The organism is Treponema sp. UBA6852, assembly GCA_002449305.1.
Lineage (GTDB): Bacteria > Spirochaetota > Spirochaetia > Treponematales > Treponemataceae > Treponema_D.
Genome location: DKDI01000008.1, coordinates 1 through 12,819, shown reverse-complemented (window position 1 = coordinate 12,819; position 12,819 = coordinate 1). Strand labels below are relative to the sequence as shown.

Genomic DNA, 12,819 nt, shown 5'->3' with positions numbered 1-12,819 from the left:
GTTTGAATGCAATCCGGGTTGTGAACGAAGTAAACTAAAAAAGAAAATCTTTTTCGAGGTGAGATTATATGAAAAAACTGATTCTTGCATTTGCCTTGTTGTGCGTGTTGTGCGGCTCGGTTTTTGCTGAGCGTGTAAAAATCATTGGCGGCGGACAGACTTTCAATGCGCAGATTGAACGAACTGAGCTTTCCGCTCAAATGCTTGACCGTATGCCGCTCGAACTCGACATGACAAAACTTTATTCGTTTTTGATTTACGGCGACCGCGCAATCGACGTTTCTGGGGTAAAAGGCTTTCGCGGTGGCCTCAAAAAAGGCGACATCACGTACTGCACCTACGGCTACCTGATAATTTTGACCGATGACCAGCCGGCCGGACAGTCGTCAAGATTCGTAAAAGTCGGGCAGATTGACAGCGGCGATATTTCAAAACTGAACGCAATTTCCCATGGCGGAAAAATTCGGATTGAGCGGGCAGAATAAAACTGAGTTGCGTTAGGCTATGGAGCACTGGCGAAGGTTGTTTGAACAACCGAAGCCAAAGACCGCAGCCGTGCGGTTTGCACGGCGAGGACTTAGAGCGTGAGCGAAGTGCGGAACAGCCGCCCCGAACGTAGAGAGGGGAACGCCCATAATATAGAGAAGAAAATGGAGAAAAATTATGAAGAAACTACTTTCAACATTTTTGGCTTTGCTTTTTGCTACCAGCATTTTTGCCCAGAATCAAAATGCCGGTCAAAAAAACGTCTTTCAGGCAAAACAAAGCGTTGTCTATTTTACGCGCGATGTTTCTTCCGCCGGGCTTATGAAAGTTTACCGCGCGCTGAACCAGAAAATCGAGGGGAACGTGGGAATCAAGGTTAGCTTTGGCGGGCCTGACGAGGAAGTTCTGAGGCCGGAGCTTTTGCGCGAGCTTGTGCGGACGACCGGCGGCACGATGTTTGACGGAAACGGCTTGTCGGGCAACAGGCGCACTTCGGAGATGAACCTTTCGTATGCGAGGCGGCACGGATTCACGGAAATCGGAAAATGCGTGATGGTGAGCGACAGCGATTATATAAACCTGCCTTTGAACGGCGGAAATCTCTTGAAATACGCGCGCACCGGAAAAGAATTTGCCGGCTTTGACACGCTGATTTCGGTTTTCCGCGTTAGGCTTCACATGCTCCCGGCGTTTGACGGAAACATCAAGAACATTTCGCTCTGCCTTGCCAACCGCAGCGGAAAATGCATTATACATTCAGGCGGCACGGATGAAAGCCATTATCACAACACGAGTGCCGATGTTCTTGAAAAAAGTTTTGCAGACGCTGCAAAAGCCGCACTCGACTACAAGAAAAACTGGGCGTTCATCAACGTTCTTGACGACATAGAGCCGAACGACAGCTGCCGTGGCGCAAAAAATCTTGGAAAAATCGGAATCATCGCTTCGACCGACATTGTGGCTCTTGAGCAGTGCACTTTGGATTTTGTGATTGAAAAAGCCGATGTTGACAGCGCCGCAAAATCCGAATGGAAAGCCGCCCACCGCGTTGGAATGGTCGAGCAGCTTGAAAAGCTCGGCGACGGCACAAGAAACTATAGGCTTGTGGAAGTGAAGTAAAAATATGATGGAGCTTGTTATGAAGAAAATTATTTTTACATTGGCTGGAGCCTGCCTTTTGAGCGGTTCAATTTTTGCACAGCCGAAGATGGTTTTAATCAAAGGCGGAACTTTTTTGATGGGAAGCTCTGCTTCTGAGCGGATGCGCGGTGAGGACGAGGCTCAGCATTCTGTTACGGTGGACGATTTTTACTGCGACGCGTTTGAAGTCCGGCAGTCGGATTACGAAAAGCTGATGGGAGAAAATCCGAGCTATAACAGGGGAGAGAATCTGCCTGTTGAGAATGTCTCGTTTTACGACGCGCTTGAATACTGCAACAAGAAATCTTTGGAGGAAGGGTTGTCTGCGGTTTACAAGATTGGCGGAAAAAACGCGAAGTTCCCGTTTTCTAATGTTTCTGTTGACTTGGCGGCGGACGGCTACCGGCTTTTGAGCGAGGCGGAATGGGAATACGCCTGCCGTGCCGGAACTACAACGATTTTCAGCACTGGAAACTGGAACAATCCGAAAGACGCGAACTACGAGGGAAGCTATCCTTATCTAATAGAAGAAAATTATGTCCGGCGCACAAATCCGAATGTTCAGCCGGGCTTGAACCGCGGAAAAACGATTGCGGTGGACTCTCTCGCGCCGAATGCGTTCGGGCTTTACAATATGCACGGAAATGTTAGCGAGTGGGTTTTTGACTATTACGGCAGGTATGATGAGGCTGTTTCTGCGTTTGGAGTTGCTGGACGTTCTGGCGGAAAATCTGTCTTGAATCCTCTTGGTGCGGCAACTGGCGTTTACCGTGTGAACCGTGGCGGCGGCTTCAACGATTTTGGAAAGCACTTGCGGAGCGCGTACCGTTCTGCTTCAAATCCGCTCGCTAAAGACAGGAATCTTGGATTCAGAATCGCGAGAAACGCCGGAAAACGGAACGGCGTTTTTGAGACAAAATATGATGAGAAAGTTGCTTCAATCTCGATTCCGAAAAATCCGCGCGTGCTTGTCGCGTATTTTTCTTATTCGGGAAATACCGAAAGCGCGGCGGAATACATTTCAAAAAGCCTGAAGTCAAAATATGGCGAGGAAAAAGTTGACCTTGTGGAGCTTGAAATGCAGAATCCGTACCGGGGCGGAATTTACGATGTAAGCCAGCGCGACCTGATGAGCGGAACTCGTCCTCCTCTAAAGACAAAAATCTCTGCCGCAAAAATGGCGGAATACGATGTTGTTTTGCTCGGCTACCCGACTTGGTGGGCGACTCTTCCAATGCCGGTCTGCACGTTCCTTGAAAGCTACGACTTTTCGGGCAAAACCGTGGTTTCATTTTCAAGCCACGGCGGAACAATGTACGGCGACAGCGTGAGCGACCTTTCAAAGCACTTGCCAAAAAGCTACGTGGGGCTTCCGTTCGAGTTCTTCTATTCCGGCGGCCGCGACTTGAACGCAAGAATCGACGGATGGCTAAAATCAAGCGGTCTGTGATTTATTCTGAGTTAAAAAATAAAGTAACTATGTTTTCAAATATAGTTACTTTATTTTAAAATATAGTCACTATATTTGCCCAACAAAGTGGGTATATTTTGAAATACAATTTGAATATGAAAATTAGAAAACTTCTAAAAATCATCACCGATATTCTGATGTTTGCGGACTTTATTTTTTTGATGAGCCACGAGGTTGTGCGAGACCTTTCAGCTCATGGAATTTTCGGAGTCGCGCTTTTTGCGCTTTTCATTTTGCACCACATTTTGAACGGCGGCTTTTACCGTTCGGCACTGTGCGGAAAATACAATTCCGTTCGGATTTTGTTCAGCGCGACAGCGTGGCTTTTGTTTGCCCTTATGATTTTGATGGCGTTCAGCTCGGTTATGATGAGCGGAGCGGTTTTTACGTTTTCTTCTATTAATATGGCTTCGTGGAGCCGGCCGCTGCACACTTTTTCATGCTCGTGGGGATTTCTGGTAATGGGCTTCCACTTGGGGCTTCATCTTCATTCAAGGCTTAAAAAACTTGAACAGGCGGCAAATGGCAAAAAATCTGCTAATGGAAAAAATTCAGCGCGCTTTATATCCTTGCAGATTCTGTGGATTCTGATTTTCGCGCTCGGAATCTTCTGCATTGTCCACAGCCAGCTTTACGTCTACCTTTTCTGGCAGAACGCATGGAAACTTTCCGCGCCGAATATTTTTGTGTGCGTTGCAGAATATTTGGGAATGACCGCCGGAATGATTGCGCTTTCGCACTTTGCGATGAACTTTTTGCAGTCACGGCACATATACGCATAGATGCTGAAATAAATCGGGTACGGCGGTCTCTTTATTCCCCGTAAATCGCGCGGATCTGCGAGAATATTGTGGCAAGCTGATTCGCGTTCTTTTTCAGGCAGACGCACCAGAATGTTACGTTCACTTCGCTGTCTGAAATCGGAACTGCTTTTTTGTCTTTCATTTCGCAGACGTTCTGAATCGTGAAGTTTGTGACAAACGACGGCAGTTCTGTGAGCTTTGCAAGCTGCCTTAATGCGGACATTTCCTGCTGGTCAAAAAATTCCACATTTGGAATGAGCTTTTTTGTGGTTTCATACCAGAATCCGAGCTTGCTATAAATCAGGATTTTTTCTCCGGCAAGGTCTTTCAGGCTGATTTTGTCTTTTTCTGCAAGCCTATGGTTTTTCGGAAGGACGATGAATAGATTTTCCGTGAACAGTTTTACCGCCGCGTATTTTTCCGTGTTCTTTGGCGGGGCGAGCGTTACGACCAGTTTTGATTTTCCGCTGTCGAGCGACTTGTAAAGCTCCTTTTCGTTGTCTTTCAGTTCAGATTTTACCGTCATTCCAATAAACTGCTGCGAAAGAATCGGCGTGAGCTCTGAAATCGGCATTGGCGCAATCGACGCAAAACTGAAAATTCTGTGCGTCTGCTCGTACTCAATGACTTTCTTTTCAAAAGCCGTCTCCGCATCAATCACTTTCTGCGCATACTCGGCGGCAATCTTTCCGTTCTCGTTCAGGATGATTCTGTTTTTTCCGCGCTCAAAAAGCTGGATTCCCAAATCTTCTTCAAGTTTTTTCATGGAGCGGCTCAACGCCGGCTGCGACACATTCATCTTTTCCGCCACCGCCGTAAGAGTTCCGTACTTTGGAAAGGCGGCAAGCTCATTCAAAACGTAGAGTTCTATCATAGTTTGAAAATATCACAGTTTTTTGATTTTTGCCATAACCAAAACTTATGCTTGGAAAGGCTGTTTTTTTATTCGGGCGTTCCCCTCGCTCCGTTTCGACAAGCTCAACAACCGCTCGGGGGCGGGCTTTTCGGGGTTGCGCTATCGCTTCATTGCTCCACTACGCTTTGCTCCGTTTCGCAACGGCTACGCCGCCCCTACAATCCCTAACGCAAAATACTATGGAAGTTTTGCCAAAAATTGTGTATAGTGTTTTTTGTGAACAATTTAGATTCAGAAAAAATAAAATTTATTGACCTTTTCTGCGGCTGCGGTGGTTTTACAAAAGGATTTTCGGAAGCAGGTTTTTCTTCCGCATTCGGAATAGATGTCTGGAAAGACGCAGTGGTCACATATAAAAAAAACTTTCCAAATTCAGTTGCTTTTTGCGGAGATATAAAAGAACTTTCAAGCGAGAAAATATTTGAACTTACAAAACTGGAAAAGAATGATATTCCGCTGATAATAGGCGGCCCGCCTTGTCAGGGATTTTCAGTCGCCGGAAAAAGAATTGTGGATGACGAACGAAACAAACTTTATAAATCATTTGTGCGCCTTGTGGATGAAATCAAGCCAAAAGTCTTTGTTATGGAAAACGTTCCGAACATTCTTTCAATTGGTGATGGAATTGTAAAAGAATCAGTCCTAAATGATTTTACAGAAATTGGTTATAACGTTGCCTATAAAATTCTTACAGCTTCTGATTACGGAGTTCCGCAGGCAAGACGGCGAGCATTTTTCGTCGGCTTGAAAAAAGATGTTTTTGGAGAAGAAATGTTTGAATTTCCAGAAAGTCAGAATACTTGTGTAACTTCTTTAGAGGCTCTATCTGATTTGCCAGAAGATTCACTTTCAGACGGAACAAATTATTTTACAGAAGCAAAGTCAGATTACCAAAAACTAATGCGGCAAAATTCTCAAAAAATCTATAATCATGAAATTACCCAGCACAGTGAACAGACGAAAAAAATAATTGCTCTTGTTCCAGATGGTGGAAACTACAAAGATTTACCTTTGGATTTGCAGCAGACAAGAAAAGTCCACATTGCATGGACTCGTTTAAATAGCAACAAGCCAAGTTTTACAATAGACACTGGTCATCGTCATCATTTTCATTATAAATGGAACAGAATTCCGACTGTCAGAGAAAGTGCAAGGCTGCAGTCCTTTTCCGATGATTTTATTTTTATAGGCACAAAAACTAGTCAATATAAACAAGTAGGAAATGCAGTTCCGCCACTTTTAGCTAAAGCAATTGCGGAAAAAATAAGGGAGTTGTTAAATGTATAAAATTCCAAATGAATATTTTTATAGGCTTCATCATGTAAGACCTCGTTTTAAAGGTGATATTGAAAATGTCCTTTTCTATGTGGCTCATATTTGTTCTGAATTGAAAGAACTTCCTATAAAAGAATATGCTGAAAAAATGAATCAAGCAATTTATTTGTTTCCAGGAAATTCAAATAGTGTTGAAAAAACAATAAACAATTGGCGGACAGAAATTGCAGCATTATTTGGATTTTATATTGAAGACAAGAAATCAAGAAACACAAAAACAGGTGAAACAGCATACTTTCTTGATAAAACACAGGATTTAGTTCAATTCTTTAAGTTTTATCTTTTTAAATTTCAATATCCAGGCGGACATTTAAAGTCAAATGAAATAAAAAATATGATTGATGCAGGAATACGATTTAAGCCTGCTCAATACATATTAAAAATGATGAACAGCTATGAAATTGAAAATGAAAGACCTCTAAACATAACTAAAGAAGAAGCTACACATTGTATTTTCAATGATTTACGCGTTACAAGAGATAATAGAAATGTTTTAGAGACTGCTGGCATTATTCTTGAAAATCGAAAACATAAAATAGAATATGAACATGGCGGAGATGTAAATCGCTATGCAGGCGATATTCTTGATTACATGGTTCAAGCGAATTTGCTGCATGAATCACATGGATATTATTCAATCAATCATACAGAAATGGAAGCCATAATGTGTTTTATAAATGATGATGAATTGTTTCATGGGTATGATGATTTTTATGGAAAAACTTTTTCAGTTTCTGATATTTCTACATTAGAGGCTGATTGGTTCGAATATGTAAATTCAAATTTAGCAGAAGATTTATTTAAAACAGATTTATCAAGTTATTTTATTGATGAAAATGAAGATTCTGAAAAATCTGATTTTGAGGTTGCAGTTGATTCAAAAATTGAGGAAATACTTAATGATGTTGGCTCAACTAAAGATATTGGAGATTTGGGAGAAGCTCTTGTAATTGGGCATGAAAAGGTAAGATTAAAGAATCTTGGGCGAGAAGATTTAATTCATCTTATAAAGAAAATCCCTACACAATTAGCTGTTGGATATGACATTCAAAGCGTGGAAGAAAATCAGCTTAAACGATTTATAGAAGTAAAAACATCTATAAGTTATAAGCCATTAAAATTTTTTAGTTTTCATTTGACTCGCAATGAATGGGATTCTGCAACAACCTTAAAAGATAGATATTTTGTTTACCGTCTTATGATAAATAAAACAAACAAGATGATTTATATATTGCAAGACCCGGTGAAATTATATAAAAACGATAAGATTGCAATGCGTATAACTGACGGGGCTGATATTTCTTTTTCGGAAGATGTAAGCGAAAAAACGGAGTTGCTGATATGGGAAAATTAAAAGTTGCTTCTCTTTTTTGTGGCTGTGGCGGAACTGATGTTGGACTTTTAGGCGGATTTGACTTTCTTGGAAAACATTATGGACAGAATAATATGGAAATTGTCTATGCAAATGACATTGATGACAATGCTTGTAAGATTTTTGAAGAAAACTTCAATTTGAAGCCTGACAATAGGGATATTCGGGAAGTCAAATCTTCAGAATTGCCTGACATTGATGTTTTGACAGGCGGATTCCCTTGTCAGTCGTTTTCAATTATTGCCCAGAATCCAAAGCGATTAGGCGTAAAAGATGACAGAGGAAAACTGTTTTTTGAAATGTGCAGGATTTTACGGGAAAAACAGCCTAAATGTTTTATTGCGGAAAATGTAAAAGGAATTCTTACAGCAAACAAAAAAGAAGCTTTTCCGTTAATTATAAAGGAATTTGAAAATAGCGGTTATACGGTGAAATATCAGATTCTTAATTCAGCAAATTACGGTGTTCCTCAAAAAAGAGAGCGTGTAATAATCGTTGGATTTAGAAATGATTTACACATTGATTTTCATTTTCCAGAATCAATTATTATTAACACTTCGGAATTTGAGCCTTTAAAAAAGGTTATAGAAAACAGTGTTGATGAAAAATATTACTTTTCTCAAAGAGCGGTTGACGGAATGATGAAACGCCGTGAAAAAATGAACAAAGGCCGTGCTCAAGATATTGAAAAGCCTTGTAATACAGTTGGGGCGCACCTTGCAAAAGTTTCATTAAACAGCACAGACCCGGTTTTGCTTGAAAACGGCAGATACAGACGTTTCACTCCTCGAGAAGTCGCAAGAATCCAGTCTTTCCCTGAAAACTTCAAACTTGTCGGCTCTGAGCATGCCCAATACCGCGCATTGGGAAATGCAATTGCTCCAGTAATGTTCTGGTATGTTGCAAATGAAGTAAATAGAATTCTTGAAGAATTAGAATTGAAAGACAAAGAAATGCAGCCATTGTTTGAAAGCAAGAAAAATAAAGAAATAAAAACTGCATAAATCCTATAATAAAATAGAGGTAATGAAATATGGAAGTTAATAAAATTTTTTGTTTTCTAGTGCTTGCTCAAAAGAAAGTAAAAGAATTGAAAGAAAATATTGGAAAAGAAGTTTCTTGCAATGAACCTATTTATAAAATGGTAAGTGATATTTTAAAAAATTTGGAATCAAACTGTAACATACCAATAAAATTTCTTCCCGTATCAGGAACACAGAACAATGAAGTATTGTTGAATTTAAGAAAACTTAATGATGATTTTTCCTTGGATAATGCTAAATACTTATCAACAAGATTGTCATCTTGTACTGATTTGACAATGAAGAATGGCTTGTTTTTTATTATAAAGCTATGCAGTGAAAATGATGAAAGAATTGTACTATTCCGAATTCCTGCCGAAACTGGCATTATGATAAAAAATTCAAAAGAAAATAATTTTCAACTTGATATATCTGATGATGTTTTTATAAAAAATTCTCATAAGTTTAAAATTGCATACTTTGATAAAGCGGATAACTTCCTTACAGGATTTGCAATTGACAAACAGATTAATCAAGATAAAAAGATTAAATATATTTCTGATTATTGGATAAAAGATTTTCTCAACTGTGAATTATCAATGACTCCAAAACGTGGAACAAAAATGCTCGCTGAGGCAATTAGGAAGACTATTGAAGTAACAGACAGTGAAACAGTGCAAAAAGAACTTACTGGTGTTATTTCAATGATTCCAAATGTGAATCAGAAACTTACATCTTTTGAAGGTTTTTTCTCTTTAATGAATCTATCTGAAGAAACTAAAAATGAAGTCCTTAGTAAATTGTCCGCAATAAATTCATCTGTTCAATTTCAGATTGATTCCGAAGAATTCAACAGTAATTGCACATATCAATTTTTGATAATGGATAATGGAGCAATCGCAATAGCCCCATCAAAAGATTTTGATACAGTTTGGACTCTTACAAAGAATGATGATAAAACAATGATAAAGTCTTGTGGAAAAGTTGTAAAAAGAAAGTATAAACAAAAGGTCTGACTTTATGAAAAAAAAAGAAATACTAGATTTGTACACAAAACGATACAATTTTTTGCAAGAAGCTGCTAAGGACTTGAAATCTGATTTAACAAATACATTTGATAACATTCCGAGAACCGAAATTCATATTGACAGGATAGATACTAGAGCAAAAGGAATTGATAGATTCGTCGATAAAGCTTTAAAAGAAAAAGATGGAAAGTTAAAGTATCAAAATCCAATAAATGAAATACAAGACCAAATTGGAGCAAGAATATTAGTTTTGTATTTGAAAGATGTTGAGAATGTTGGAAACAGAATTCATGACTATTACACAAATTTTGAAGATATTAATAAAGAGCCTGATAACGACCATGAATTCAAATATTTTGGAAGACACATGATTCTTACAATGCCGCAAGAAATTAGAGATAAATATGGAAAAGAAAATATTCCTGTTGTATTTGAATTGCAAATAAAAACTCTTTTTCAATATGCGTGGTCAGAATGCGAGCATGATTTGAATTACAAACATATCGAAGGGGGAGAATTAGGAAAAGAAGAACAAAGACTTTTGGCTTTATCTTCTGCTCAGTCGTGGGGAAGTGATAAAATTTTCGATGAATTGCTGAGTAAGATTCAAAAATAATTTTTTTCTATTTTTATACACTCCACATCGTACTCACTACGAACATCGCTTTTTCAAAATTCTTCATTCGTACTGAGTACGAACCGTGTTTTTTGTGATTTTCTTGAATCGTATTCAGTACGAATGTCATTTTCTGAATTTTTCAGGAATCGTACTGAGTACGAACGTCATTTTTTCAAATTTCATAAATCGTACCTAGTACGAATGTTGTTTTTGCAGAATCCTAAAATCGTACTGAGTACGAAAGCCGCCTTTCAGTTTTTTAATCGTACTCACATTTTATTTGTCGTTTTCCAAGAATTTGTTTATCTTTAAACAATCGGTCAGGGAAATAAACAGAATTGCGCCGTTCAAAGACAGCTTGCAATTTTGCGGGAATCGGGTGTCGCCCGGAAACACGGAAAGAGCTTTGTTTATTTTTTTGCCAGTTTTTATCAGTTCAGCATGGAGGAAAAAATGAACAAAGTAAAATCAACAATCCGTATCACCGAGGTGGACGGGCTTTCGGACTCGGTCATCCGCATTTTCGGCGCGGACTCAAAGGCTCAGGAAGACGCTTTCCTAAAGTCGCAGATAGCAGAGCTTACGGTTTTAAGCGACGCGATTACGGAGGCTATCCTAAAGGACAAGGCGGTTTCAAACCTTGACGAGGCAGACTCAAAGCGAGACGAGGCCGTGAGAAATCTTGGCGCGCTTCTTTCGGGCTATGCGGTTTTTCCGCTTGAGGAGAAGAAAGCTGCGGCTATCAGCCTGAAGGCTATTTACGACAAGTACGCGAAGTCGGGCATTTTGAGCGCGAGCTATGTTTCTGAAAGCTCGATGATTGAAAGCCTTCTAAAAGACCTTTCGTCTGCGGAAGCTGCGGCGGATATTGAGAAGCTGGACGGCGTTGCTGAGATTATTGCGGCAATCCGGGCGGCTCAGGACAACTTCACGGCGGCGAACGACGCTTTTGTAAAGGCGGAGGGCAGCAAGGGCGCGAGCGCGTCAAGCTACAAGAAGCCGATTCTTGCGGTCATAAACGACAAGATTGTTCCGTACCTTAACACGATGGCGATTGTGGGAAACACGGCGGTCGCGGACTTTGCGAAGGGCGTTGAGACTGAAATCAGCCGAGTGAACGAGAGCGTTGCAAAGAGGGGAAAGTAAGTTCAATTCGTAATGCGTAATGAATAATTCGTAATTTTCATTGTGCGTTGTGTTTTTTCAGGCAGCTTCTGCTTTTGGCAGGGGCTGTTTTTTTTTCGTTCTTCGTTTTGCTCTTTCCTTTGCCATAATCAAAACTTATGCTCAGCAAAAAAACATTATATTTTAAATATTTTCCAGCGTGATTTATATTCTTTTTTAGAGAGCGTTAGGGATAGTAGCACCTGCGAAGCAGTCCACTGGAGCGAACAAAGTGAGTGAAGCGGATGAGCCGCGGTTAGACGGCGAAGTGCGGATAGCCCGACCCGACATTTTCCGCCGGAGTTGATTCTTTCTGCGGGAATTGATTCCGACATGGATGGCGGATTAGGGGCAGAAAAATTGCAAGAAGCGAAGCTTCTTGTTCGACAGGATGTCGGGTAACGCCCTGAAAATTTGAAATCAAAACAAACAAAGGAGGAAACTATGAAAAAGATTCTTTTTTCGGCGGCTGCGGTGGCTCTGATGGCGGGCTTTGCGTTTGCTTCTCCTAAGTCAAAACCGCTCAGCATCAAAAAGCAGGGAATTTTCAGTTCGGGCGGAACGGTTACAGAGCCGGTTCCGGGAAAATACAACGAGACGACAAACTGGCTTTCCAAGACACGCGAGGGAAACACGGCTCACGTTGACCATGCGAACGTTCTTTATCAGATTCCGGCTAAGGAAAAGGCAAGCCCGGTTGTGTTCCTGCACGGCTACGGACAGAGCAGAATGGGCTGGATGACGACTCCCGACGGGCGCGAGGGCTGGAGCGACATTGCTTTGCGGAACGGACGCGCGGTTTTTCTTGTTGGCTAGCCGCGTCGAGGCGAATCCGGAAGCACATCCGTTATGACAAGCGGATTCATCGACACTTTTGCGGACAGGACAAACGAATATCTTCCGGGCGATCAGTCCTGGTACACTCACTTTAGAATCGGGCGTGTTGCTCCGGGACGCTACGACGGAAGCCAGTTTCCTGAAGGAGACGAGGCGCAGAACCAGTTTTTCCGCCAGATGACGCCGAACACAGGAGCTTATGATGAAAAGCTTTTCGGCGCGGCGTTGAGCGAGGTTCTTTCCGACAGCGCGAAAATCACCGGAAAAAAGGCGGTCTATGTTACACATTCGCAGGGCGGAAGAGTAGGCTGGCAGACGGACGTTCAGAACATGGCGGCGCTGATTGCAGTTGAGCCGGGCGGAACTCCGGCGGCAGGCTCTGCGGAATACAAGAAATTCCTTGAGGCGAAGATTCCGATGGTCGTGATTTTCGGCGACTACATCGACAATGGGCCTAGCGACATTCATTCAACCGCGTTCTGGAAAAACGTGCGCGACCAGGCTCTTGACTTTGCCGAGCATTACCGTGCTGACGGCGGCGACGCGGAAGTCTGGGACTTGCCGAAAATGGGAATCACCGGCAACAGCCACTTTATGTTCCAGGAAAAAAACAACAGGCAGATTGC

12 protein-coding genes and 1 pseudogene are annotated in these 12,819 nt (G+C 41.4%); 12 read left to right on the top strand and 1 reads right to left on the bottom strand.

What is annotated here, in order from left to right; all coding sequences use genetic code 11:
* Positions 1–68: 68 nt before the first annotated feature.
* The 4 genes from B3209_RS02305 (at position 69) to B3209_RS02290 (ending at position 3,879) form a co-directional block, all read left to right on the top strand.
* Positions 69–485, top strand: a complete 417-nt coding sequence (locus tag B3209_RS02305) for a cyclophilin-like fold protein (protein ID WP_296689728.1) — start codon at positions 69–71, stop codon at positions 483–485.
* Positions 486–663: 178 nt separating this feature from the next.
* Complete coding sequence (locus B3209_RS02300) at positions 664–1,605, top strand: DUF362 domain-containing protein (RefSeq protein ID WP_296689726.1); 942 nt, start codon at positions 664–666, stop codon at positions 1,603–1,605.
* 19 nt (positions 1,606–1,624) lie between these two features.
* Positions 1,625–3,076 (top strand): flavodoxin, encoded by a 1,452-nt coding sequence (locus B3209_RS02295; RefSeq protein WP_296689725.1) that lies wholly within the window; start codon positions 1,625–1,627, stop codon positions 3,074–3,076.
* Positions 3,077–3,192: 116 nt separating this feature from the next.
* Positions 3,193–3,879: a DUF4405 domain-containing protein gene (locus B3209_RS02290; RefSeq protein WP_296689723.1), complete on the top strand. Its 687-nt coding sequence runs from the start codon at positions 3,193–3,195 to the stop codon at positions 3,877–3,879.
* 31 nt (positions 3,880–3,910) lie between these two features.
* Here the strand turns inward: B3209_RS02290 and B3209_RS02285 are convergent, their stop codons facing one another.
* Entirely contained in the window at positions 3,911–4,774 is an 864-nt protein-coding gene (locus tag B3209_RS02285) for a LysR family transcriptional regulator (RefSeq protein ID WP_296664392.1), read from the bottom strand.
* Between the two features lie 258 nt (positions 4,775–5,032).
* On the opposite strand from B3209_RS02285, the gene B3209_RS02280 reads away from it, so the two are divergent.
* From B3209_RS02280 to B3209_RS02245, 8 genes and pseudogenes are all read left to right on the top strand, one after another.
* Complete coding sequence (locus tag B3209_RS02280) at positions 5,033–6,103, top strand: DNA cytosine methyltransferase (RefSeq protein ID WP_296664394.1); 1,071 nt, start codon at positions 5,033–5,035, stop codon at positions 6,101–6,103.
* Entirely contained in the window at positions 6,096–7,505 is a 1,410-nt protein-coding gene (locus tag B3209_RS02275; RefSeq protein WP_296664396.1) for a protein NO VEIN domain-containing protein, read from the top strand. The genes B3209_RS02280 and B3209_RS02275 overlap by 8 nt, the downstream gene beginning before the upstream one ends.
* Positions 7,493–8,527: a DNA cytosine methyltransferase gene (locus B3209_RS02270; RefSeq protein WP_296664398.1), complete on the top strand. Its 1,035-nt coding sequence runs from the start codon at positions 7,493–7,495 to the stop codon at positions 8,525–8,527. Before B3209_RS02275 ends, B3209_RS02270 begins: the two co-directional genes overlap by 13 nt.
* A 29-nt stretch (positions 8,528–8,556) precedes the next feature.
* Positions 8,557–9,561 carry a hypothetical protein gene (locus B3209_RS02265; protein ID WP_296664400.1) on the top strand — a complete coding sequence of 335 codons (1,005 nt, stop codon included), beginning with the start codon at positions 8,557–8,559 and terminating at the stop codon, positions 9,559–9,561.
* Positions 9,562–9,565: 4 nt separating this feature from the next.
* A complete protein-coding gene (locus B3209_RS02260; RefSeq protein WP_296664402.1) occupies positions 9,566–10,189 on the top strand; it encodes a GTP pyrophosphokinase in 624 nt (207 codons plus the stop codon).
* A 456-nt stretch (positions 10,190–10,645) separates the two neighbouring features.
* Positions 10,646–11,338, top strand: a complete 693-nt coding sequence (locus B3209_RS02255) for a DUF6261 family protein (protein ID WP_296664404.1) — start codon at positions 10,646–10,648, stop codon at positions 11,336–11,338.
* Between the two features lie 462 nt (positions 11,339–11,800).
* On the top strand, positions 11,801–12,172 hold the full coding sequence (locus tag B3209_RS02250; RefSeq protein ID WP_296664407.1) for a hypothetical protein: 372 nt from the start codon (positions 11,801–11,803) through the stop codon (positions 12,170–12,172).
* A gap of 33 nt (positions 12,173–12,205) precedes the next feature.
* Positions 12,206–12,819: pseudogene (locus B3209_RS02245) on the top strand (alpha/beta hydrolase); the annotation flags it as partial.

What these genes read in the sequence shown, in the direction of transcription:
- B3209_RS02255 (WP_296664404.1), top strand. Translation starts at nt 10,646, where the DNA reads ATGAACAAAGTAAAATCAACAATCCGTATCACCGAGGTGGACGGGCTT.
- B3209_RS02290 (WP_296689723.1), top strand. Translation starts at nt 3,193, where the DNA reads ATGAAAATTAGAAAACTTCTAAAAATCATCACCGATATTCTGATGTTT.
- B3209_RS02300 (WP_296689726.1), top strand. Translation starts at nt 664, where the DNA reads ATGAAGAAACTACTTTCAACATTTTTGGCTTTGCTTTTTGCTACCAGC.
- B3209_RS02285 (WP_296664392.1), bottom strand. Translation starts at nt 4,774, where the DNA reads ATGATAGAACTCTACGTTTTGAATGAGCTTGCCGCCTTTCCAAAGTAC.
- B3209_RS02275 (WP_296664396.1), top strand. Translation starts at nt 6,096, where the DNA reads ATGTATAAAATTCCAAATGAATATTTTTATAGGCTTCATCATGTAAGA.
- B3209_RS02265 (WP_296664400.1), top strand. Translation starts at nt 8,557, where the DNA reads ATGGAAGTTAATAAAATTTTTTGTTTTCTAGTGCTTGCTCAAAAGAAA.
- B3209_RS02295 (WP_296689725.1), top strand. Translation starts at nt 1,625, where the DNA reads ATGAAGAAAATTATTTTTACATTGGCTGGAGCCTGCCTTTTGAGCGGT.
- B3209_RS02260 (WP_296664402.1), top strand. Translation starts at nt 9,566, where the DNA reads ATGAAAAAAAAAGAAATACTAGATTTGTACACAAAACGATACAATTTT.
- B3209_RS02305 (WP_296689728.1), top strand. Translation starts at nt 69, where the DNA reads ATGAAAAAACTGATTCTTGCATTTGCCTTGTTGTGCGTGTTGTGCGGC.
- B3209_RS02270 (WP_296664398.1), top strand. Translation starts at nt 7,493, where the DNA reads ATGGGAAAATTAAAAGTTGCTTCTCTTTTTTGTGGCTGTGGCGGAACT.
- B3209_RS02250 (WP_296664407.1), top strand. Translation starts at nt 11,801, where the DNA reads ATGAAAAAGATTCTTTTTTCGGCGGCTGCGGTGGCTCTGATGGCGGGC.